The following is a 21,666-nucleotide window of genomic DNA, read 5'->3' on the forward strand; positions in this document are numbered from 1 at the left end:
GCGTTTCAGCCTCATTGGCCCAGCCGCTCGAGCAGGGCGGGCACATGCACCTGGTCGGCCTTGTAGTTGCCGGTGAGCATATACATCATGATGTTGACGCCGGCGCGGAAGGCATGCTCGCGCTGCAGCTCGTCGGGCGGCACGGTCGGCAGAAGAGAGGCGCCATTGGCGTCGATCGCCCAGGCGCCGGCGAAGTCGTTTCCGGTGATCATGATCGGCGATACGCCGTCGCCGGAACGCGCCGGCCGTCCCGTCTGCTCGTCACTGGCCGGCTGGGCCTCGATCCAGAGCGGGCTGCCGTTGAAGCGTCCAGGAAAATTCGTCAGAAGATAAAAGGCCTTGGTCAGAACATGGTCGACCGGGACCGGCTCCAGCGGCGGGATGTCAAGATTGGCGAGGATGTCCTGCAGGCGCTGCGTGTTCGGGCTGGTCGCGCCGCTGAGGTTCAGCGTCGAGAACTGGTCGCGCGTGTCGAAGAGCACGGTGCCGCCGGCGCGCATATAGGCGTCGATACGGCTGATCGCCTGGGGAGAGGGCATCGGCGCGCTGGACGAGATCGCCCAGTAGATGATCGGATAGACGGAGAGCTCGTCGCTGGCGATGTCGACGCCCGCCGGAGCGCCGGGTTCGAGCGTGGTGCGGTAGGTGAGGAAATCGGTGAGGCCGGCGAGCCCGCGCTCGGAAATGCGGTCGACCTCGGCATCGCCGGTGACGACATAGGCGAGATGGGTCTTGTCGAGGCTCTGCAGCAGCTTTTCGTCGCCCGGCCGGCTGTCGTCGGCGCGGGCCTGCGGCACGGGGTCGAGCAACGGGAGCGCCGCGAGGCCGATGACCAGTGCCGCCAGCGCCGGGCGCCGCGCACGGCGAAGCGCGGCAAGGGCGCCGCCCATGAACAGCACGATCAGGCAATCGGCGAGCAGCAGGAAGAGTGCCAGCGTGAACAGCCAGGGCTTCAGCGACCAGGTCTCGGTGCCGATCAGCGGCTCGGCGCGGTAGGCGCCGAGCGCGGTGCGGTCGAGCGGTCTCAGTTCCGTTCCGGCCGGCAGGAGGTTCAGCGCGGTGAAGCCGTCCTCGGTGCCGTAGAGGCCGGGCGGGTTGTCCGGCGATGCGGCCGGCACCGCGCCTGCCGAAATCTCCAGCGGGCGGGCCGCACCGATCTCGCCGGTCAGCACGCCGTCGGCATTGAGCAGGCGATAGGGATTGAGGATCTGCGCGGTCTCGGTGCTGCCGACGCCGCCGCCGCGCGAGAGCTGCACCGTCCGGCGCAGCATCTCGACGAAGTCGCCCGAGATCGGCAGGTTCGACCAGGTCGCTTCGGCGCTGACATGGAAGAGCACGATGCGGCCGGAACCCTCCGTCGTGGTCGTCACCAGCGGCGTGCCGTCGGCAAGGCTTGCCCAAGTGCGCTCCGGCAGATCGGCGGTCGGCTCCGCCAGCACCTGGCGGCGGACGAGGATGCCCTCGGGCTTGCGCATGCCGGCAAAGGGGCTTGCGGCCGGATAGTCGGCGAGCGGCTGCGGATCGGACCAGGAGAGTGCGCCGCCGAGCGCGCGCTCGCCCTGGCGCAGCGTTACCGGCACCAGCGGATCCTCGGCGGGGGCGGCCGCGAGCCGCGGGCCGGCGAAGCGGATCAGCGTGCCGCCATTCTCGATCCAGCGGCGCATCAGCGGATAGGTCTCCTCCGGCAGGCGGCCGATATCGGCCATGATGATCACCGAGGGCCGGTCCTCGAGCAGTTTCGGAATGGCGACGGCAAGGTCCGCCTCGTTCGGATCGACGAGATCGGCATAGGGCGAGAGCGCCCGGTTGATGTAATAGAGCGGCGACAGCAGCGGCTGCGACAGGTCGCGCGCCTCGCCGCTTAAGAGCGCCACCCGCCGGCGGCGGAAGCCGTCGTCGAGCAGCAGCGCGGCGCCGGCATTGGCCGCGCCGTCGAGGCCGATGCGGGCGAAATCGTTGCGCAGCTCGAAGGGCGCGGCAAGCGTCCCCGAGGCGACGGTGTCGCCTTCGCCGAAGGTGATGGCGCCGGTCGCGATCGAGCGGCCGCGGGCGTCATAGGCCGTGATCGGGGTCGTCAACGGGGCATCGTTGTCGATGCGCGTCGCCGTCACCGTCATCGCGTCGGCACCGTTCGCGGCGCCGTTGAAGGCGATCGGCGCGTCGGCCTCGGCCTCGACGATGCGAAGGTCGGCGGCGTTCAGCGCGGCGAGCTTCGCCATGGCCGGGTCGTCACCGGAAAGCGGCGCGATGTTGTCGGTCAGGAAGGCGAGCGTTCCGGGGCGCGTGCCGTCGAGGGCTGCGGCAATGGCCGTCACCGCGCGGTCGCGGTCGGGCGACAGCGGCTGCGGGCGGGCGGCGGCGAGCCGGGTGCGGGCGAGCTCAGGGGCGGCCGGCGTCGCGTCGTGCTCGCGGTCTGCCGTGAAGCTGATCGAGACGGGCACACCCGTGTCCTCGGCCTCCGCAATCAGCGCCTCGGCGGTCGCGACCCGCCGCTCCCAGTCCTCGGCCGTCGCCCAGCTGTTGTCGATGGCGATCACCAGCGGCCCGCTGCCGTCAAGGCTGCGGGCGCGCGGATTGAACACCGGATCGGCGATCGCCAGGATGAGAAGGGCCGCCATCAGCGTGCGCAGCAGCGTCAGCCACCACGGACTTTTCGACGGCGTCTCCTCGCGCTTGACGATGCCGGCGAGAATGCGCAGCGGCGGGAAGACCTCGACCACCGGCTTCGGCGGCGTCAGCCTCAAGAGCCACCAGATCGCCGGCAGCGCCACGAGCGCGGCGAGAAGCCAGGGATTGAGGAAGGCGAAGGACAGGGCGCTCACAGGCGGCCTCCGTGGCTGGCCCGGCCCGGCATGCCGGACAGATGGGCATGCACGGAAACGAGCGCCTCGGAGGCGAGATGATCGGTCCGATGCGGAATGAAGGTCCAGCCGAGATGGCGGAGTGCTGCGCCGAGTCCGTCGCGCCGGGCGTCATAGGCGCGCCGGTATTCCTCCTGAAGCGTCTCGGCCCGCCCTGCGGTCAGCTTCTCGCCGGTTTCGGGATCGGTGAATTCCGTGCGCCCGGCAAAGGGAAAGGTCTCCTCGGCCGGATCGGCGACGGCGACGACATGGCCGCGAAAACCGCGCCTCGCGAGCGGCCCGAGCCGCTCCATCACGCGCTCGGCCGGATCGAGGAAATCGCCGATCAGCACGAGATCGCTCGATCCGCGCACCATGCCGGTCTCCGGCAGGCCGGTCGCGGGCGGCGCGTGGAGGATGGCGGTCGCCAGCCGCTCGGCGGCGTTGCGCGCGGACACCGGCTCCATCACCCCCGGACATCCGATGCGTTCACCGGAGCGTGCGAGGATCTCGGCGAGCGCCAGCATCAGCACCAGCGCCCGGCTCTCCTTCGAGACGGTGCCGTAGACGGACTTGTACATCATCGACGGCGAGAGGTCGGCCCAGAGCCAGATCGTGTGGGCCGCCTCCCATTCGCGGTCGCGCACATAGGTGTGGTCGTCGCGCGCCGAACGGCGCCAGTCGATGCGCGAGAGGCTCTCGCCGTCGCTGTAGGGGCGGAACTGCCAGAAATTCTCGCCGATGCCGCGCTTGCGCCGTCCGTGCCAGCCGCTGATCACGGTGTTGGCGATGCGCCTGGCCTCGACCAGGCAATCCGGCACGAGAAGCGCACGCTGCTGGGCGCGGTGGAGGAGGTCTCCCGAAGGCGTCTGTTCGACGATCGACCCGATGGCAGCCATTCATGCTCCTTTGCGTGCGCACGGCAGGCACGGCCGATACGGGTCGGCCTGCGCGCAACCAGCGTCTTCCCCGGGCATCCGGCGGCTGTCGGTCGCCCGCACCGTCGCCTTCAGGCCGTCTGCCGGCCGACAAGGCCGGCGATCACGTCGCGCACCGTCATGCCCTCGGCCCGTGCCGCGAATGTCAGCGCCATGCGGTGCTGCAGCACCGGCTCGGCAAGCGCCAGGATATCGTCGACGGATGGCGCGAGCCTGCCCTCGTAGAGCGCGCGGGCACGGGCGCAGAGCATCAGCGCCTGGCCGGCGCGCGGACCCGGACCCCAGGCGACATGCATGTCGGTCTCGGCATTGCCGTTGCCCGGACGGGCGGAGCGCACCAGCGACAGGATCGTGTCGACCACGGTCTCGCTCACCGGCATCTGCCGGATCAGTTTCTGGATGGCGACGAGTTTTTCCGCGTCGATCACGCCGCGGATCTCCGTCTCGCGCGTGCCGGTCGTCTCGAGCAGGATCTGGCGCTCGGCGTCGCGGTCGGGGTAGCGCACGTCGACCTGCATCAGGAAGCGGTCGAGCTGGGCCTCGGGGAGCGGATAGGTGCCCTCCTGCTCCAGCGGGTTCTGCGTCGCAAGCACGTGAAAGGGATGGGGCAGGTCGTTGCGCTGGCCGGCCACGGTGACGTGGTACTCCTGCATCGCCTGCAAAAGCGCCGACTGGGTGCGCGGCGAGGCACGGTTGATCTCGTCGGCCATCAGGAGCTGCGTGAAGATCGGCCCGGCGACGAAGCGGAAGGAGCGGCGCCCGGTCTCGTCCTGGTCCATCACTTCCGAGCCGAGGATGTCGGAGGGCATGAGGTCGGGGGTGAACTGGATGCGGCTGGACTGAAGGCCGAGCACGGTGCCGAGCGTGGTGACGAGCTTGGTCTTGGCAAGGCCCGGAACGCCGACGAGCAGCGCATGGCCGCCGGAGAGCACGGCGAGCAAAGTCTGCTCCACCACGCTTTCCTGGCCGAAGATCACCTTGGAGACCTCCTCCCGGACAAGTGCGATCTCGGCGAGCGCCTTCTCGGCGGCGGCGATGATGGCCTTGTCGTCCGCAGGCGCGTCGGGGGATGTCATGACGTTCATCGTGCGTCTCCAGAGGGCGCCCCGCGCCCGCGAATCTCGAAAAACTAACTTATGCCCGCGTGTGGCGCTGACAAGGCGAGCCTTGCGCACTATGTCGTGAGCGTTGCATTCGTGTAACGCAAGAATAGGGCCAATCGGGACGGAAGCATGGCGGAGCGGCAGGATCATCGGCCGGACGAAGTGGCGGGCCTTCAGGCGCTGATCGCGCGCGCGGCCGGCACTGCCGGCGATCCCGCGCGCGGCCTGCCGCCCGTCGAGCGCTGGGATCCGCCCTTCTGCGGCGACATCGACATGGAGATCCGCGCCGACGGCACCTGGTTCTATCTCGGCACGCCGATCGGCCGGCAACCGCTGGTGCGGCTTTTTTCCACAGTGCTGAGGCGCGACGCGGACGGTGCCACCTATCTGGTCACGCCCGTCGAGAAGCTGCGCATCCGCGTCGCCGACGCGCCCTTCGTCGCGGTCGAGATGACGCAAACGTGGCGGGACGGCGTGCCCGTGCTGACGTTTCGCACCAATGTCGGCGACGTCGTCGAGGCGGGCGAGGCCCATCCGCTGCGCTTCACCGTCACCGGTGCTGCCGGCGGGCTGAAGCCTTACCTTCATGTGCGCGGCCGCCTCGAAGCGCTGCTCTCGCGCGCGCTCATGTACGATCTCGTCGCGCTCGGCGAGGAGGTGGCGGTGGAGGGCCGGGCGATGTTCGCCGTACGCTCGGCCGGTGCCGTCTTTCCGATCATGCCGGCGGACGACCTTCAGTCTCTGTCGCAATGACGCCGTCGTCCTTAACCGCCGGCGACTTCCGCCGCCGCGCCCTGATGCAGTCCGGTAGCCCGGTCGACGTCGCCTGGCGCGAGCACGGCGATTTCCTGCTGAATCCGGAGATCGTGCCCACGCTGGAGGCGCTGGCGCTGAGGGATGCGGCGGTGCTGGTGCCGGTGGTCGACACGGGCGGCGAGGCGCGCGTCATCTTCACCAAGCGGACGGACACGCTGCGCAAGCATTCGGGCCAGGTCGCCTTTCCGGGCGGGGCCGTCGATCCGGAGGACGGCGGACCGGAGGAGACGGCGTTGCGGGAGACGGAGGAGGAGATCGGGCTCGACCGCGGTTTCGTCGAGCCGGTGGCGCGGCTGCCGCATTACATGGCTTTGTCCGGCTTCCGCATCACGCCGGTGCTCGCCGTGGTTCGGCCGGGCTTCGACCTCAGGCCCAATCCCGCCGAGGTCGAGCAGGTGTTCGACGTGCCGCTGTCCTTCCTGATGGATCCCGTCAACCACGCGCGCGCCTCCAGCGTCTGGCAGGGCGCCGAACGGCATTACTACACCATGCCCTATGACGGGCGGCGGATCTGGGGCATTACCGCGGGCATCGTCCGCATGCTCTATGAAAGGCTCTATGCATGACCTCGATCGCCGGCGCCGACTGGTTTTCCGATCCCGCGCTCCGGCGCGTCCTCGATCTGCTGAACGGCGAGGGCGCCGAGACGCGGATCGCCGGCGGCGCGGTGCGCAACAGCCTGATGGGCGTGCCGGCCGGCGATATCGACCTCGCGACGACGCTTACCCCCGATGCCATCGTGTCGCGCGCGCAAAGCGCCGGTATCAGGTCCGTTCCGACCGGCATCGCCCACGGTACGGTCACCCTCGTCGTCGACGGCGTCCCGTTCGAGGTGACGACGCTGCGGCGCGATGTCGCGACGGATGGTCGCCATGCGGAGGTCGCCTTCACCGACGACTGGAAGGCGGATGCTGAGCGGCGCGACCTGACCATCAACGCGCTCTATGCCGACCGGTCCGGCACGGTCGTCGATCTCGTCGGCGGCCTGGCCGACATCGAGACGCGGACCGTGCGCTTCATCGGCCGGGCGGAAGACCGCGTCGCCGAGGACCATCTGCGCATCCTGCGTTTCTTCAGATTCTTCGCCTTCTACGGCGCCGGGCGGCCCGACGCGGAGGGCCTGCGCGCCTGCGCCCGTGCCCGCGGCAGTCTTGCGAAGCTTTCGGCCGAGCGGGTGTGGTCCGAGACGAAGAAGCTGCTCTCGGCGCCGGACCCGGGGCGGGCGCTGCTCTGGATGCGGCAGGCGGGCATCCTGACCGAAATCCTTCCGGAAACGGAAAAATGGGGGATTGACGCCATTCCGGCGCTCATCAAGGCGGAGGCTGCTTTCGGATGGGAGGCGGAACCGCTGGTCCGGCTCGCGGCAATGGTTCCGCCCGATCCGGAGCGGCTGGCGGCGCTCGGCGCGAGGCTCCGGCTGTCGCGCGCCGAACAGGCCTTCCTGGCGGGCTGGGCAGAGGCGCCGGCCCTTACGGAGACCATGGCCGACACGACCCTGGAACGCCTGCTCTACCGCCACGGCAGACACGGCATCGCCACGCGGATCAGGCTGTCGCTGGCGCTTGCCCGCGCGGCCTCGGGCGACGACCCGTCACGGATGGCGGCGGTCGCCGCCTGGTCCCGTCGTCTCGCCCATGCGCTGGAATGGAAAAAACCGGTCTTCCCGGTGTCGGGCGCCGATCTCCTTGCCGCCGGCATGGTCGCGGGCCCGGACCTCGGCGAGACGCTGTCCCGTCTCGAGGAGAGATGGGTCGCGGGGAATTTTCGCGCGGGGAAGGCGGATCTTCTCAAGGATCTTCCGATTGTCCGGTGAGCACTGTGGCGTGCCGCGGCAGAGTGCCATGACGATCGCAGCAGAACAGGCCTGATTCTCGACCTCGCGTCGTGGGGAGCGCGATCGCTCCGGTGTCGGACGATGCGGCAGGACGAAAAGGGCGGAGCCTGTCCTCCGGGGCGCTGCCCGGCGGACATGCTCCGTCCGTCCTCAGGCGGCTTTCGCTTCGTCGACGATGCGTGCCTTGATGTTGTCGATCATCGATTCGCGGATGACGGTTTCACCGTGGGCGCCGCGCAGGTGCTCCACCGCCCTGCGGACGATTTCCGCATCCTCGTCGGCGCGCGTGTGCCATTCGCATCCCGGCACGAGGGAACCGCATTCGAACAGTCGCATGGTTTTCCTCCTTCATGCGTGGTTTTGCCTCCCGGCTCGCCCTTCCATGTTCCCACCGCTTCTTCCGGCGGCGGTTGCGAGCCTAGCATCAAAACGAGGCACGGCCCACTTTGTTCGGCGACGCTGACGCTAGGACCGACAAAGCCCTATAGAAAGACGGGCCTTTGATGCTATGGACGCGGACGGGCGAAACCCTTTTCTCCAGTCGAAGGCGACCATGACCTCCACCGTGCAATCCGAGCTCATCGCCGCGATCCGCACCATCCCGGACTATCCGAAGCCGGGCATCCTATTTCGCGACATCACCACGATGCTCGGCAATCCGCGCGCCTTCCGCCGCGCGATCGACGAACTCGTCCATCCCTATGCCGGCACGAAGATCGACAAGATCGCGGGCATCGAGGCGCGCGGCTTCATCCTCGGCGGCGCGATCGCCCACCAGCTCTCGGCCGGCTTCGTGCCGATCCGCAAGAAGGGCAAGCTGCCGCACGACACGGTGCGCATCGCCTACAGCCTCGAATACGGCGTCGACGAGATGGAAATGCACAAGGACGCGATCGCGCCCGGCGAGAAGGTCATCCTCGTCGACGACCTGATCGCGACGGGCGGCACGGCCGAGGGGGCGGTCAAGCTCCTGCAGCAGATGGGCGCGGACATCGTCGCCGCCTGTTTCGTCATTGACCTGCCGGATCTCGGCGGCGGCAAGAAACTGGAAGCGCTCGGCGTCAACGTGCGCACGCTCGTCGCGTTCGAGGGCCATTGAGGCGCCTCCAGCCAAGGCAGGATCGCAGTGGCGTCCAACGGTCGCTCCGGAAACACGATGGCAGGGCCCCCGCCGGGGCGACGCTGCCGGGCCTGCGAGACGGAGGGCCTGTCTTGCAGGGCGCCCAGCGCTCAGACGAACTCGATGACGCTGCTCTCGAAGCGGATCACGTCCTCGTCGAATTGGTTGCGGCCCTCGCAGAGAATGGTGTTCATCCGCCAGCCCGGCCGGCTTTCGACGGCGCGTGCGCTGAGGAAGGTCACCGCATAGGTGATGCTATCGCCGGCATAGACGGGCTTCAGCCATTTCAGCTCGCGAAAGCCCGGGGAGGGGCCGAGCTTCGGCGGGACGATGCCGTCGGCGGCGAGCCGGCGGCTTTCCTCCGTCCAGAAGGCGACGAAGGTCTTCATCCAGCCCGACGCCGTATGCCAGCCCGAGGCACACAGCCCGCCGAAGAGCGAGCGGCGCGCCGCCTCCTCGTCGAGGTGGAAGGGCTGCGGATCGAAATCGCGGGCGAAGGCGACGATGTCCTCGCGGGGAAACGCGAGCGTGCCGATGACCACGCGCGTGCCCTTCGGGTGGAGGTGCTCAAGCCGCATCGCCGCGCATCCTCGTGATCTTGCGGCACCGGAACAGGATCGCGCATTCGGAGAGGGCGACCGTCTCGCTCCCGCCCGCCGCGGCGCGGGTGATCTCGTTGCGGAAGCGGACGATGCCGATCCCCGGCCGCGAGCGCGAGGGACGCGCGTCGAGCACGACGCTTTCGCCGGCGAGAACGTCCCCGGCGAAGACCGGCTTCCTCCAGTCCATCCGGTCGATGCCCGGCGAGCCCTGCGACGTCGAGTCCCTGACGAAGGCGTCCGCCATCATCCGCATGCCGAGCGAAGCGGTGAACCATCCCGAGGCCGAGAGGCCGCCGAGAATGCCGGCGCGGCCGGCTTCCTCGTCGAGATGCATCGGCTGCGGATCGAAGCTTCGGGCAAAGGACAGCATCGCCTCCGCTGCGACCGTCACCGGCGCGTAGGCGAAGCGCCGGCCGACATGGAAATCCTCGAATGCGAGCGTCATGTTTCTGCATCCTCCCCGGTCATGGTCTAGCCGATGATTCGGCAAAGCGGAATCGCTCCGGCGAGAAAAGCCGCGCCCTTCGGCCGGAGGGCGCCGACCCGCGTCCGGCGGCGAATATTCCGGCTTGCCCGCGCGTTTCCCGCATGCGACGAGACGCGCGACGTCCGCCGAAAGCCAGAGAAAGATGCCGTGATGCCGTCAACACGCGACGCCCTCAGTCTCGCCGTCTCGCAAGGGATCATTTCGGCCGAGCAGGCGGCACGGCTCACGCCCCTGCTCGACGCGGCCATGACGGTCGATCCGCGCGCCGCCTCGCAGCTTGCAGCCGACGGGCGCGCGGCGGAAGAGGCCGAGCAGCCCCGCTTCATCCGTGGCTTCCACGACATCCTGATGACGATCGGTGTCGTCGTGGCGATTTCCGGCCTCTGGGGGATCGGCAGCATCTTTGCCGTGCTGCCGGCGATCGTGATCCTGTCGGAGATCCTCGTCCGGCGGCAGCGCCTCGCCCTTCCGGCCGTGGCGCTTACCGTCTCGTTCGTCATCTGGATTGGCGTCACCATGGCGCTTCTTCTCGATGGACGGGCGGGCGATCCGGGATCGGCGGGAAACACGCTTTTCTTCCTCGCCGGCTTTCCCGTGCTGCTCGCGCCCTATTGCTGGCGCTACCGGGTGCCGGTCGCCTTCGCGGCGCTGATCCTCTCGGTGGTCGGCATCGCCGTTCTTCTCGTGCTTGCCGGGCTTGAGGCGGTGCTGGCGAGCCGCGACATCTTCGCCGAGCACCGGCTGCTGTCGGTGTCGATCCTGCTCGTCGCGGCGATTGCCGTCTTCGCCGTCGCCATGGCCTACGACATGTCCGATCCCGCCCGGCTGACGCGGCGCTCGGACATCGCCTTCTGGCTGCATCTCGCCGCCGCGCCCTCGCTGCTCTATGGCCTGCTCGGCGTGATCTTCGTGCGCGACGGGACCGTCGACTGGTGGGGGGAGGCGACGAGCGTCACCAGCGCCTGGCAGGTGCTCGGCATCGTCGCCCTGCTGATGGCGATCGGGCTCCTGATCGACCGGCGCGCCTTCGTCACCTCCGGCCTGATCTCGCTCGGCATCGCCATCGCCACGATCGTGCGGCAGAGCGGCTTTGCGGCGGGGGAATACGCCTTCGTCATCGTCTTCGCGGTCGGGGCGATGGTGCTTGCGATCGGCCTTGCCTGGCAGGCGCTGCGCCGGCATGCCGTCGGCGCGCTGCCGCCGGCGCTCGGCGCCCGGCTGCATCCGGTCCGTTGACCCATCGCGGCGGAAGCGATCCCGCGTCGGCCGCAAAAGGTTCCGGCCGCGTCAGGTGTTGAAGCGGAAGTGAATGACGTCGCCGTCGGCGACGACATAGTCCTTGCCTTCGTCGCGCGCCTTGCCGGCCTCCTTGGCGCCCTGCTCGCCGCCGAGCGCGACGTAGTCGTCATAGGCGATGGTGTGGGCGCGGATGAAGCCGCGCTCGAAATCGGAATGGATGACGCCTGCTGCCTGCGGCGCGCGCGTGCCGCGCTCGATCGTCCAGGCGCGCGTCTCCTTCGGACCCACGGTGAAATAGGTGATGAGATGCAGGAGCTTGTAGCCGGCGCGGATCAGGCGGTCGAGGCCGGCCTCGCTCAGGCCCAGCGCCTCGAGGAATTCCTTCGATTCGCCGTCGGGAAGCTGCGCCACCTCCGCCTCGATCGCGGCCGAGATGACGACCGATTCCGCCCCTTGCGCCTTCGCCATGGCGGCGACGGCCTCGGTGTGGCGGTTGCCGGTCGCCGCATCCGCTTCGGCGACGTTGCAGACGTAGAGGACGGGATGGGCGGTCAGGAGGTTCAGCGATTGCAGGATCGCCTGCTCGTCGGCCCCGAGCGTCGGCAGGAGCGTGCGCACGGGCCTTCCCTCCTGCAAGAGCTTCAGCGATGCCTCCATCACCGGCAGCATCGCCATCGAATCCTTGTCGCGGCCGGTCGCGCGCTTGCGCGTCTGCTCCGTGCGCCGCTCCAGGCTCTCGAGGTCGGCGAGCATGAGCTCGGTTTCGATCGTCTCGGCATCGGCGACCGGATCGATGCGCCCCTCGACATGGGTGATGTCGTCATCCTCGAAGCAGCGCAGGACATGCACCGTCGCGTCGACCTCGCGGATGTTGGCAAGGAACTGGTTGCCGAGACCCTCGCCTTTCGACGCGCCGCGGACGAGGCCGGCAATGTCGACGAAGGCGATGCGGGTCGGGATGATCTCCTTCGACCGGGCGATGTCGGCGAGCACCCTCAGGCGCGGATCGGGCACCGCGACCTCGCCGGTGTTCGGCTCGATCGTGCAGAAGGGATAGTTGGCGGCCTGCGCCTGCGCCGTCTTCGTCAGCGCGTTGAAGAGGGTGGACTTGCCGACATTCGGCAGTCCGACGATCCCGCATTTGAAACCCATGGACGCATGATCCCGTCAAGAAGTGCTGTTGCCGGTGGCTATGGGCAATGCCGCCGGCAAGGTCAAGCCTCGCGCGCCGATTATCGTGCCCGCCGGATGGCGGCGGGGCAGGGCGGAACGGAGGCCCCGGAAATGGTCGCAACCGAGGCGGGAACGTTAACGATTCCGGCGCGTTTCGGCGCAATACTTGTGCAGCCTCGATATTGAGCGTATTTTGAGCATCGCCTTCGAAGGAACGTGTGTCATGACGATCCTGACAGTGACTGAGGAAGGACAGGTCACGCTGCGGCAGGAGCTGTTGCAGCATATCGGCGTTCATGCCGGCGACAGTGTCGAGATCGACCTGCTGCCGGGCGGCGTCATGACGATCAGGCCTCCCATCGATCCCGAGCGGCTGCGCCGGTATTTCGACGTGCGCACCGAGGACGCGTCGAGCTTCTTTTCCCTCGACGAGATCCGCGCGGCGATGGACGCGGCGTGGGTTGCCGCCGACTGACGCATCGCATCTCCGCCCCCGGTGATGGAGGAGCGCGGCTACGGATCCTTGCCGAAGAGCTTCTTCAGCATGTCGGCCATCGGCCCGGTCGTCGGCAGGGTCTTCCGCTGCTGGTCGGGGCGCGCCTGCCGGATTTGCGACTGGCCGGCCGTCTTTTTCGGCCTGTCTTCCGCTTCGCCCGGGGCGCCGGTCGCGAGCGCCAGCTTGTTCAGGAACTGCGAGTCCTCTCCATCTAGAAGCATGGCGGCGTGGTCGGCGATCGCCTCCAGCAGCGGGTCGAGCCAGACGCGATCGGTCTTGGCGAAATCGCCGAGCACGTGGCCGTTGACCCTCTCCTTGTCGCCGGGATGACCGATGCCGAGGCGCAACCGGTGATACTCCTTGCCGCAATGGGCATCGAGCGACTTGATGCCGTTGTGCCCGCCGTGACCGCCGCCCGTCTTGATGCGCGCCCTGCCGGGCGCGAGATCGAGCTCGTCATAGATGACGGTGAGGTCGCCCGGCGCGCGCTTGTAGAAGCGCAGCGCCTCGCCGACCGCTTCGCCGGAAAGGTTCATGAAGGTCTGCGGCTTGACGAGCAGCACCTTGCGCGTGCCGATCGTGCCTTCGGCGATCTCGCTCCTGAACTTCTTCGTCCAGGGCGAGAAGGCGTGGCGGTCATGCAGCGCGTCGACGGCCATGAAGCCGATATTGTGGCGGTTTCCGGCATATTTCGCCCCGGGATTGCCGAGGCCGGCGATGATCTGCATCAGAGGGTTTCCGGTTGCTTCGGGTCGCGTCGCCCCGCTCAATGCCAAGCGGCGGCGCTCCCGTCAACGCCGCGTCGCCTCAATCGCCGGCGCGCAGGCCGTAGCGCGCGTAGATCCGGGCCTGGGTGCCGTCGGCGATCAGGCCGTCGAGCGCCGACTGCATGCCGGCGATGACGTCGTCGGCGATCGCGAGATTGCAGGCAAGGCCATAGCGGCCGCTTTCGAGCGCCAGGGCAGGCTCGATCGCATGGCCCTCGGCATGGAGCTTCTCATAGGTCTTGAGCGAGGTCATCATCAGGTCGATGCGGCCGGCGACGAGCTTCTTCAAGGTCAGCGTCATGCTGGCGGCGTAGTCGAGGTGGGGGAACCCGTTCTCCTCGAGGAAGCTCGCGGATGTATCGTCGCGCTGCGTGCCGATGGTGAAGGCCTTCGCCGCCTCGAGCGTCTCCGGTGCGATCGCGGTGCCGGCGCGGCGGATCATGATCATCCGGTCGACAAGCAGCGGCTCGACCCATTTGAAACGGGCGTGCCGCTCGGCATCGTGGCGGGTGGTGAAGACGCAGGTGCCGGCGTCGCGCCCGGCGTCGGCAAAGGCGCGCGCCCAGGGCATGATCTCGATCCCGTAGTCGATGCCGGCGCGTTCCATCATCAGCCGGACCTGCTCGACCGCGATGCCGGAGGGGCCTTCCGGGCCGCTGAAATTATAGGGCGGGTATTCCTCGGTCAGAAGACGCAACGGTTCCGCGCGCGCGAGCGCCGGCAGGAGCATCAGCAGGCAGCCAGCGATCCATGCTTTCATGCGGCGTCCTCCGGCGTGGCGGTTGCGTGTCTCAGGCCCTGATGTTGACCTTGGCCTCGGAGTCGTTTTCGAGAAGCCGCATCATCGCGTCGATGTGGAGCGGACGGCTGAAGAGGTAGCCCTGGCCGTGGTCGATGCCCAGGCGGTTCAGCATCTGCCATTGCTCCTCGGTCTCGATGCCTTCGGCAACGACCGTGCAGCCCATCTGGTGGGAGATGGTCCGGATGCCCTTGATCAGCATGCGGCTCTTCTTGCGCACGTCGGCGGTGCCGTCGGACAGCGACCGCGTGAAGGACTGGTCGATCTTGACGATGTCGACGGGGAAGCGGTTGAGGTAGCTCAGCGACGAATAGCCGGTGCCGAAATCGTCGAGCGCGATGCGGCAGCCGAAGTCGCTCAACTGGTCGAGCACGGCGTGCACGTCGGGATTGTCGAGCATCAGCAACGCCTCGGTGATTTCGATGACGATGCGCGCGGGCGTCACGTTGTGGCGCAGCAGCAGGCTCGCGAGCCGGCTCGGCAGGCTCTGCTCGAACTGGGGCGGCGACAGGTTGACGGCGAGATAGGTCGTCTCGGTACCGGACAGTGTCGAGATCCGTGCGAGATGGCCGATCGCCTTGTCGAGGATCACGTCGCCGATCCGGCCGATCGAACCGGTTTCCTCGGCGATGCCGACGATCTTTGCCGGCGGAAGCACGCCCTTGACCGGATGATTAAGCCGCATCAGCGCCTCGAAGCCGGCGATCTGCCCGTCGCGCAGACTGACGATCGGCTGGAGATAGGCCTCGAACCAGTTGCCCTTCAGCGCCGCGTCGATCTGCTGCTCGATCTCGTGCCGTTCGCGGGCGGCGTCGAGCATGCTCGAATCGAAGATCTGCGTGCCGTTCTTTCCGTCATGCTTGCGCGCATACATCGCCATGTCGGATTTGAGCAGCAGTTCGGACGCGTTGGCCGCATGGTCCGGATAGAGCGCGATGCCGACGCTGGCGCTGACGTGGAGGTCCGTGCCCTCGACGGTGACGGGTTCGCGCAGGCCGCCGCAGATGCGCTCGCCGATCGCGCGCGATAGCGCGCCGGCATCGGCGGCTGCGACCAGGATGGCGAATTCGTCACCGCCGAGCCGCGCGACGATATCGTCCCTGCGCACCGCGCCGCGGATGCGAGACACCGTCTCGCACAGCACTGCGTCGCCGCAGGTATGGCCGAAATTGTCGTTGATCCACTTGAAGCGGTCGAGGTCGATGAAGATGCAGGCAAGCGGCTCGCCGCGCAGGTCCGCGTCGCGGATCGCCGTGTCGAGCGCCGCCTCGAAGCCCTGCCGGTTCAAAAGCCCGGTCAGATGGTCGGTGACGGCCTGCACATGGTTGCGGTTCTCCGCCTGCTTCAGCGCCGTCACATCGGTCATCACCGAGAGCGTCGGCGCCTCTTCGCCGGGCCGCGCCTGGTCGCGCGTCTCGAGGATCAGCACCACCATCGTCTCGCCGTCCGCCTTCAGGAACGGCACCGTCACCTCGGTGATCGCGGCGTTGACCGCAGTCGGGCAGGTCACGCGTGCGTGATAGGCCTCATGCCAGTCCGGGGCGATGAAATCGGGGAAGGCCCGGCCGATGACGGCCTCGCGCCGGTAGCCCGTGGCGCGCAGCCAGTAGTCGCTCACCGCCGTGATCCGGCCGCCGGCATCGGTGGAAAAGAGCATGGCCGGGGTCCGGTTGTAGATGTCGGTCGCGCGGGCATGGGCGATCTTCAGCTGGGTTTCCTCGTTTTCCAGCCGCGTCTGCATCTCGTTGAAATTCTGCGCAAGCGTGCCCATCTCGTCGGCGGAGACCCAGTCGACGTGATGGCGCGAGCCGAGCCGCCGCGTTGCCTCGATCGCGGCCGTCAGCCGCTTCAGCGGGCGAACGACGATCACGCGGTTGCCGACGATCGCTGCGGCGAAGGCCGTGCTGCTGGCGATGACCAGGATGACGATCATGCTCACTTCGTCGGCGCCGAAACGGGTGAACGGCCCGCTTCTCGCGACCCATACCTCGATCGACCCGACCGGATGCGCATCGTCGCGCGCCGCATAGGTGATGTCACGCCCGATGCGCGCAGCCCCGTCGAGCGCGGGGACGATCTCCGGCGCTTCGGCCACCGTCGTCCCGGATGCGTCGTAGACGCGCACGGCGACGATCCTGCTGTCGTTGACGAGAAAATCGGCGAGCCTGTCGGCGGCCTCGGAATCATAGTCCCAGAGCGGCTTCGCCAGCGCTTGGGCCGAGGCCTCGACCAGCATTTCCGCGTTCTGGCGCAGGTCGCGGTCGATGCGGCTCGCGGAGATGCTGAGGAACAGCGCCGTCACCGGGGCAACGACGACCATCATCGCCATCAGGACAATGGCGATAAATCGGCGTTCGACGGAGTGCATCATCCCGGCGCTCCGTTCGATCTGTCGGTCATCGTGCTGCATTCGAACTCTCGTCTGCCGCAATTCGCGGTCCTGCTTCCGCCCCACGAGACCATTAAAATCTTAAATCATGCTGAAGCCCGGCCGGCTATTCTCCCCGACACGGGCCCGTCCGGCGGGGGCCTGCACGCAGCAAAAAGCCCGCTCCGGGCGGAGCGGGCTTTCGAGCGGGATGCCTTCAGGCCTTGCGCTTACTCTTCCGTCGCGGCTTCTTCCTCGGTCTCGTCGACGACCGGGGTCGCGATCGAGGCGATGGTGAAGTCACGGTCGGTGATCGTCGGCGTGGCGTTCTTCGGCAGCGTGATGTTCGAGATGTGGATGCTGTCGCCGATCTTCAGGCCGGTCAGGTCGGCCTCGATCGATTCCGGGATGTCGTCGGCCGGAACGGTCAGTTCGACCGTGTGGCGCACGATGTTCAGCACGCCGCCGGTCTTGATGCCGGGAGCGGCGTCTTCGTTGATGAAGTGGACCGGAACCTCGACGGTGACGACGCTGTCCTTCGACACGCGCAGGAAGTCGACATGCATCGTGAAGTCGCGCACGGGGTCGAGCTGGTAGTCCTTCGGCAGGACGCGGACCTTGTCGCCGTTGATGTCGATGACGGCCACCGTCGTCATGAAGCCGCCGGCGTGGATGCGCTGGGTGACTTCCTTGACCGGAAGCGTGATGGCGATCGGGGGCTGCTTCTCGCCATAGATGACTGCGGGAATGAGACCGTTGCGGCGAAGTTCACGGGAGGACCCCTTACCAACCCGTTCGCGCGTTCCGGCCTTGAGCTCGTAGGTGTCGTGGCTCATGGCTTTGCCTTTCTGATGATATGGAGAACCTGCCGGTCCTTGCGGCCGCAGGTCGGAGCGGCACGCCGCCCCATCCGCGTTGCCTCCAAGGGTGTCTGCACGGACGGCGGGTGCTTAGCCGAACGGGTGCCGCATTGCAAGGCCGGCCACGGGAAAAGCCGGGATTTCAGGCGTTGCGACGGGTGACGTGGCGGAGAAACGTCAGGAGCCCACCGGCGAGAAGGCCCCAGAAGGCGCCGGAGATGCCGGCAAACGCGATGCCGGAGGCGGTGACGAGGAAGGTGATCGCGGCCGCCTCGCGCTGGTCTTGATCCCTGAAGGCGGCAAAGGCGGAGGCGGCGAAGGCGCCGACGAGCGCGAGCCCCGCCACCGCCTCGATCAGGATCGGTGGCGCCAGCCGGACGAAGGCCGTCACCGTGCCGGCGAAGAGGCCGAAGACGATGTAGACGCCGCCGGCGACGACAGCCGACCAGTAGCGCCGCCTTGGATCGGGATGGGAATCCTCGCCCGCGCACATGGCGGCGGTGATCGCCGCGAGGTTCACCGCATGGCCGCCGAAAGGGGCTGCGAGCAGCGAGAAGACGCCCGTCGCGGCGAAGAGCGGGCCGGGATCGGGCTCGTAGCCATGCACCTTGAGGACCGCAATGCCGGGAATGTTCTGCGAGGCCATGGTGACGATGAAGAGCGGCATGGCCACGTTGACCACGCCGGCCAAGGTGAAGGACGGCATGACGAAGGCGACGGGCGGCCCGAGCGTTTCGGCGAGCCGGGCGAGGCTGCCGGCCGGGATCTCGACCCCGAAGGCAAGCACGAGAATGAAGGCGAGGAGTGCGGCGGGCACGGCGAGCAGCCGGTTGATCGCGCCGCCCGCCGCCCAGGCGATCACGATCGGCAGGCCGAGCATCGGATCGAAGCCGATCGCCTTGACGGGGGCGAGGCAGAGATTGACGAGCACGCCCGCAAGCATGGCGTTTGCGAGCGGCGGGGGGATCGCGGCGACGGCGCGGCCGAGCGGCCTCCACAGGCCGGCGACGACGATCAGTCCGGCGCAGACGACAAAGCCGCCGACCGCAGCGGCGAAACCGCCGTCGATCATGCCCGAACTGGCGAGAAGCGCCGCCCCCGGCGTCGACCAGGCGATGCTGACGGGAAGCCGCGTCCAGAGGCTGAGGACGATCGCGCAGACGCCCATTGCCAGCGACAGCGCCATCAGGCCGGAGGCGGCCTGCAGGGACGTGGCCCCGGCGCCGGTCAGGCCGTGCAGGACGACGGCGAAGCTGCTGGCGAAGCCGACGAAGGCGGTGAGGAAGCCCATGAACAGGCTTTGCGGGGAAAGATCGCGAATCATCGTGGAGGCCTGCGGCGGCGAGAGGGAACCCGGCCGCCCTATCACACCCGACCGGCGGGCAACACGCGATTTTTACCGGCGCGTGCTCCCTGCCTCCGCGAATGCCTTGCACGGAGGTCGTATGGAGTGGACCCGCCGGATAGAATACCTATATTGGGTTGGCCGTCGGCGCAGGCATCGGTGATGCCCGCCCCGCCGCTTCAGGAGTGACGCTTTCGGGGAGGAAAGCCCATGTCCGCAGCCCATTCTGACCATGTCTACACCGTAGCCCAGACCTCGGCGGCGGCAAGCTCGCCGATTGCCGCCTCCTGGCGGCGCTGCCTGACGCTCTACGGCCTCCAGCCGGAAGAGACGCGCGCGCCGATGCGCCTGACGGAGGCGGAATTCCGCCATGCCTGTGACCATGCCGGCCATCTTCTGCCGGAGGCGGAGGCCGAACTCGACCGGCTCTTCGCCGTCGTCGGCCGCTCGGGCTGCTGCCTGCTCCTGACCGACGAGAACGGCGTGGCGCTCGACCGGCGCGGGTCGCCCTCGGACGACAAGGATTTCCGCGGCCTCGGTCTCTGGTCCGGCACGCTCTGGAGCGAGGCCTGCATCGGCACCAACGGCATCGGCACGGCGATCGCCGACGAGCGCCCGGTGATCATCCACCGCGATCAGCATTTCCTCAGCCGCAACACCGGGCTCTCCTGCGCCACCGCGCCGATCCGCGACCATCGCGGACGGATCACCGCGGCGCTCGACATTTCCACCTGCCGCGAGGACGCGTCCGACGCGACGATCTCGATCCTGTCGCAGGCCGTGCGCGACGCGGCGGGGCGGATCGAGGCCAATCTCTTCCGCCGCGCCTTCGAGGATGCGCGCATCCTCTGGGTGCCGGCGGCGGCCGGCCGCAGCGCCCCGGCGCTGATCGCCGTCGACCGCGACGATCTCGTCCTCGGCGCCACCCGCGCGGCGCGGCTGGCGCTGAACATCGACGACCGGCGGATCGAGGCCGGCATTCCCGCCGGTGATCTCCTGAACGAGGCGCCGCGCGAGGGCGAGGACCTGCCCGACGCCGAGCGGGCGGCGCTGCGCCGCGTGCTGTCGCGGGCCGGTGGCAACGTGTCGGCCGCCGCCGATATCCTCGGCATCAGCCGCGCGACGCTGTACCGCAAGATGAAGAAGCTCGCCCTCAACTGAATTGCTGCGGTGCAATATAGCAATCGGCAGGCCCTGTCGCAGAATTGAGACAGGTTCGGGCGATGCCTCTCCCCGCCCGTCTTACCCTCCGAAGCGATCCGGTGCAGTGTTCCTTCCATCAGCTCGGTCGAGACTGTGTTCTCTGGGAGGAATTGTTCATGTTGCATCAGAAGATCGTCGAAAACCCCTTCAAGCAGAGGTATGGAAACTTCATCGGTGGTGAATGGCGCGAGCCGGTCTCCGGCCGTTACTTCGACAATACCACGCCGGTCACCGGCGGCGTTCTGTGCCAGATCGCCCGCTCCGAGGCCGCCGATGTCGAGCTGGCGCTTGATGCCGCCCATGCCGCGAAAGAAAAATGGGGCCGGACGTCGACGACCGAACGGGCCAACATCCTGCTGAAGATCGCCCAGCGCATGGAGGACAATCTCGACCGCCTCGCGCTCGCCGAGACCTGGGACAACGGCAAGCCGCTGCGCGAGACGACCGCCGCCGACATCCCGCTCGCCATCGACCATTTCCGCTACTTCGCCTCCTGCGTCCGTGCCCAGGAAGGCGCGATCAGCGAGATCGACCACGAGACGATCGCCTATCACTTCCACGAGCCGCTCGGCGTCGTCGGCCAGATCATTCCGTGGAACTTTCCGATCCTGATGGCGGTGTGGAAGCTCGCGCCGGCGCTCGCGGCGGGCAACTGCGTCGTGCTGAAGCCGGCCGAGCAGACGCCGGCCTCGATCCATGTGCTGCTCGAGGTGATCGGCGACCTTCTGCCGCCGGGCGTTCTCAACGTCGTTAACGGCTTCGGCCTCGAGGCCGGCAAGCCGCTGGCGTCCAGCCCGCGCATCGCCAAGATCGCCTTCACCGGCGAGACGACCACGGGCCGGCTGATCATGCAGTATGCCAGCCAGAACCTGATCCCCGTCACGCTCGAACTCGGCGGCAAGTCGCCGAACATCTTCTTCTCCGACGTGATGGCCGAGGACGACGATTTCCTCGACAAGGCGCTCGAGGGCTTCACCATGTTCGCGCTCAACCAGGGCGAGGTCTGCACCTGCCCGAGCCGCGCGCTGGTGCATGAGAAGATCTACGACCGCTTCATGGAAAAGGCGCTGAAGCGGGTCGAGGCGATCAAGCAGGGCAGCCCGCTCGACCTCTCGACGATGATTGGCGCGCAGGCCTCCAACGAGCAGCTCGAAAAGATCCTCTCCTATTTTGACATCGGCCGGCAGGAAGGCGCCGAAGTGCTGACCGGCGGCGAGCGCAACGTGTTCGAGGGCGACCTTGCCGGCGGCTTCTACGTCAAGCCGACCGTGTTGCGCGGCCACAACAAGATGCGCGTCTTCCAGGAGGAGATCTTCGGGCCGGTCGTCTCGGTCACCACCTTCAAGGACGACGACGAGGCGCTGGAGATCGCCAACGACACGCTTTACGGCCTCGGCGCCGGTGTTTGGACCCGTGACGGCAGCCGCGCCTACCACTTCGGCCGCAACATCCAGGCCGGCCGCGTGTGGACCAACTGCTACCATGCCTATCCGGCCCATGCCGCCTTCGGCGGCTACAAGCAGTCCGGCATCGGCCGCGAGACCCACAAGATGATGCTCGACCATTACCAGCAGACGAAGAACATGCTGGTCAGCTACTCCCCGAAGAAGCTCGGCTTCTTCTGACCGGCGGAAAGCCTCCAGGACCCGCCGTCCCGGCTCCCGGCCTCGTGCCGG

Annotated in this window: 20 protein-coding genes; 8 read left to right on the forward strand and 12 right to left on the reverse strand. The window is 67.9% G+C overall.

Features of this window, described 5'->3' with window-relative positions; all coding sequences use genetic code 11:
- Positions 1-11: 11 nt before the first annotated feature.
- The 3 genes from ACEVQ6_RS05925 to ACEVQ6_RS05935 form a co-directional block, all read right to left on the reverse strand.
- Positions 12-2,822, reverse strand: a complete 2,811-nt coding sequence (locus tag ACEVQ6_RS05925; RefSeq protein WP_374887999.1) for a DUF4159 domain-containing protein — start codon at positions 2,820-2,822, stop codon at positions 12-14.
- A complete protein-coding gene (locus tag ACEVQ6_RS05930; protein WP_374888000.1) occupies positions 2,819-3,739 on the reverse strand; it encodes a DUF58 domain-containing protein in 921 nt (306 codons plus the stop codon). The genes ACEVQ6_RS05925 and ACEVQ6_RS05930 overlap by 4 nt, the downstream gene beginning before the upstream one ends.
- Positions 3,740-3,849: 110 nt before the next feature.
- Complete coding sequence (locus ACEVQ6_RS05935) at positions 3,850-4,863, reverse strand: AAA family ATPase (protein ID WP_374888001.1); 1,014 nt, start codon at positions 4,861-4,863, stop codon at positions 3,850-3,852.
- Positions 4,864-5,010: 147 nt separating this feature from the next.
- On the opposite strand from ACEVQ6_RS05935, the gene ACEVQ6_RS05940 reads away from it, so the two are divergent.
- Genes ACEVQ6_RS05940 through ACEVQ6_RS05950 form a run of 3 tightly spaced genes read left to right on the forward strand, consistent with a single transcriptional unit; the run spans position 5,011 to position 7,510 of the window.
- Positions 5,011-5,634, forward strand: coding sequence for a DUF1285 domain-containing protein (locus tag ACEVQ6_RS05940; RefSeq protein WP_374888002.1), 624 nt, complete (start codon positions 5,011-5,013; stop codon positions 5,632-5,634).
- Complete coding sequence (locus ACEVQ6_RS05945) at positions 5,631-6,263, forward strand: CoA pyrophosphatase (RefSeq protein WP_374888003.1); 633 nt, start codon at positions 5,631-5,633, stop codon at positions 6,261-6,263. The genes ACEVQ6_RS05940 and ACEVQ6_RS05945 overlap by 4 nt, the downstream gene beginning before the upstream one ends.
- Entirely contained in the window at positions 6,260-7,510 is a 1,251-nt protein-coding gene (locus tag ACEVQ6_RS05950; RefSeq protein ID WP_374888004.1) for a CCA tRNA nucleotidyltransferase, read from the forward strand. Before ACEVQ6_RS05945 ends, ACEVQ6_RS05950 begins: the two co-directional genes overlap by 4 nt.
- A gap of 171 nt (positions 7,511-7,681) precedes the next feature.
- Here ACEVQ6_RS05950 and ACEVQ6_RS05955 read toward each other — a convergent pair whose 3' ends face one another.
- Positions 7,682-7,867 carry a DUF1059 domain-containing protein gene (locus ACEVQ6_RS05955; RefSeq protein ID WP_374888005.1) on the reverse strand — a complete coding sequence of 62 codons (186 nt, stop codon included), beginning with the start codon at positions 7,865-7,867 and terminating at the stop codon, positions 7,682-7,684.
- A 217-nt stretch (positions 7,868-8,084) separates the two neighbouring features.
- Here ACEVQ6_RS05955 and ACEVQ6_RS05960 point away from each other — a divergent pair, with 217 nt between their 5' ends.
- Positions 8,085-8,630 (forward strand): adenine phosphoribosyltransferase, encoded by a 546-nt coding sequence (locus ACEVQ6_RS05960; RefSeq protein ID WP_374888006.1) that lies wholly within the window; start codon positions 8,085-8,087, stop codon positions 8,628-8,630.
- Between the two features lie 131 nt (positions 8,631-8,761).
- On the opposite strand, the gene ACEVQ6_RS05965 is transcribed toward ACEVQ6_RS05960, so the two are convergent.
- Together ACEVQ6_RS05965 and ACEVQ6_RS05970 are read right to left on the reverse strand one after the other, a co-directional pair.
- A complete protein-coding gene (locus ACEVQ6_RS05965; protein WP_374888007.1) occupies positions 8,762-9,229 on the reverse strand; it encodes a MaoC family dehydratase in 468 nt (155 codons plus the stop codon).
- Entirely contained in the window at positions 9,219-9,698 is a 480-nt protein-coding gene (locus tag ACEVQ6_RS05970) for a MaoC family dehydratase (protein WP_374888008.1), read from the reverse strand. The genes ACEVQ6_RS05965 and ACEVQ6_RS05970 overlap by 11 nt, the downstream gene beginning before the upstream one ends.
- 192 nt (positions 9,699-9,890) lie before the next feature.
- On the opposite strand from ACEVQ6_RS05970, the gene ACEVQ6_RS05975 reads away from it, so the two are divergent.
- Entirely contained in the window at positions 9,891-10,976 is a 1,086-nt protein-coding gene (locus ACEVQ6_RS05975) for a hypothetical protein (RefSeq protein WP_374888009.1), read from the forward strand.
- Positions 10,977-11,027: 51 nt separating this feature from the next.
- Here ACEVQ6_RS05975 and ychF read toward each other — a convergent pair whose 3' ends face one another.
- A complete protein-coding gene (gene ychF, locus ACEVQ6_RS05980; RefSeq protein WP_374888010.1) occupies positions 11,028-12,131 on the reverse strand; it encodes a redox-regulated ATPase YchF in 1,104 nt (367 codons plus the stop codon).
- Positions 12,132-12,375: 244 nt separating this feature from the next.
- Here ychF and ACEVQ6_RS05985 point away from each other — a divergent pair, with 244 nt between their 5' ends.
- Positions 12,376-12,627, forward strand: a complete 252-nt coding sequence (locus tag ACEVQ6_RS05985; protein ID WP_374888011.1) for an AbrB/MazE/SpoVT family DNA-binding domain-containing protein — start codon at positions 12,376-12,378, stop codon at positions 12,625-12,627.
- Between the two features lie 38 nt (positions 12,628-12,665).
- Here ACEVQ6_RS05985 and pth read toward each other — a convergent pair whose 3' ends face one another.
- From pth to ACEVQ6_RS06010, 5 genes are all read right to left on the reverse strand, one after another.
- Positions 12,666-13,376 carry an aminoacyl-tRNA hydrolase gene (pth, locus tag ACEVQ6_RS05990; protein WP_374888012.1) on the reverse strand — a complete coding sequence of 237 codons (711 nt, stop codon included), beginning with the start codon at positions 13,374-13,376 and terminating at the stop codon, positions 12,666-12,668.
- Between the two features lie 79 nt (positions 13,377-13,455).
- Complete coding sequence (locus tag ACEVQ6_RS05995; RefSeq protein ID WP_374888013.1) at positions 13,456-14,175, reverse strand: substrate-binding periplasmic protein; 720 nt, start codon at positions 14,173-14,175, stop codon at positions 13,456-13,458.
- A gap of 31 nt (positions 14,176-14,206) precedes the next feature.
- Positions 14,207-16,585, reverse strand: a complete 2,379-nt coding sequence (locus tag ACEVQ6_RS06000) for a putative bifunctional diguanylate cyclase/phosphodiesterase (RefSeq protein ID WP_374888014.1) — start codon at positions 16,583-16,585, stop codon at positions 14,207-14,209.
- A 227-nt stretch (positions 16,586-16,812) separates the two neighbouring features.
- Positions 16,813-17,418: a 50S ribosomal protein L25/general stress protein Ctc gene (locus ACEVQ6_RS06005; protein ID WP_374888015.1), complete on the reverse strand. Its 606-nt coding sequence runs from the start codon at positions 17,416-17,418 to the stop codon at positions 16,813-16,815.
- Positions 17,419-17,584: 166 nt separating this feature from the next.
- Positions 17,585-18,766 carry a benzoate/H(+) symporter BenE family transporter gene (locus ACEVQ6_RS06010; protein WP_374888016.1) on the reverse strand — a complete coding sequence of 394 codons (1,182 nt, stop codon included), beginning with the start codon at positions 18,764-18,766 and terminating at the stop codon, positions 17,585-17,587.
- Positions 18,767-18,997: 231 nt separating this feature from the next.
- On the opposite strand from ACEVQ6_RS06010, the gene ACEVQ6_RS06015 reads away from it, so the two are divergent.
- Positions 18,998-19,948 carry a helix-turn-helix domain-containing protein gene (locus tag ACEVQ6_RS06015; RefSeq protein ID WP_374888017.1) on the forward strand — a complete coding sequence of 317 codons (951 nt, stop codon included), beginning with the start codon at positions 18,998-19,000 and terminating at the stop codon, positions 19,946-19,948.
- 158 nt (positions 19,949-20,106) lie between these two features.
- Positions 20,107-21,615, forward strand: coding sequence for an aldehyde dehydrogenase (gene adh / locus ACEVQ6_RS06020; protein WP_374888018.1), 1,509 nt, complete (start codon positions 20,107-20,109; stop codon positions 21,613-21,615).
- The last annotated feature ends 51 nt before the right edge of the window (positions 21,616-21,666 follow it).

Source organism: Ensifer soli (assembly GCF_041928815.1).
Taxonomy (GTDB): domain Bacteria; phylum Pseudomonadota; class Alphaproteobacteria; order Rhizobiales; family Rhizobiaceae; genus JBHFEI01.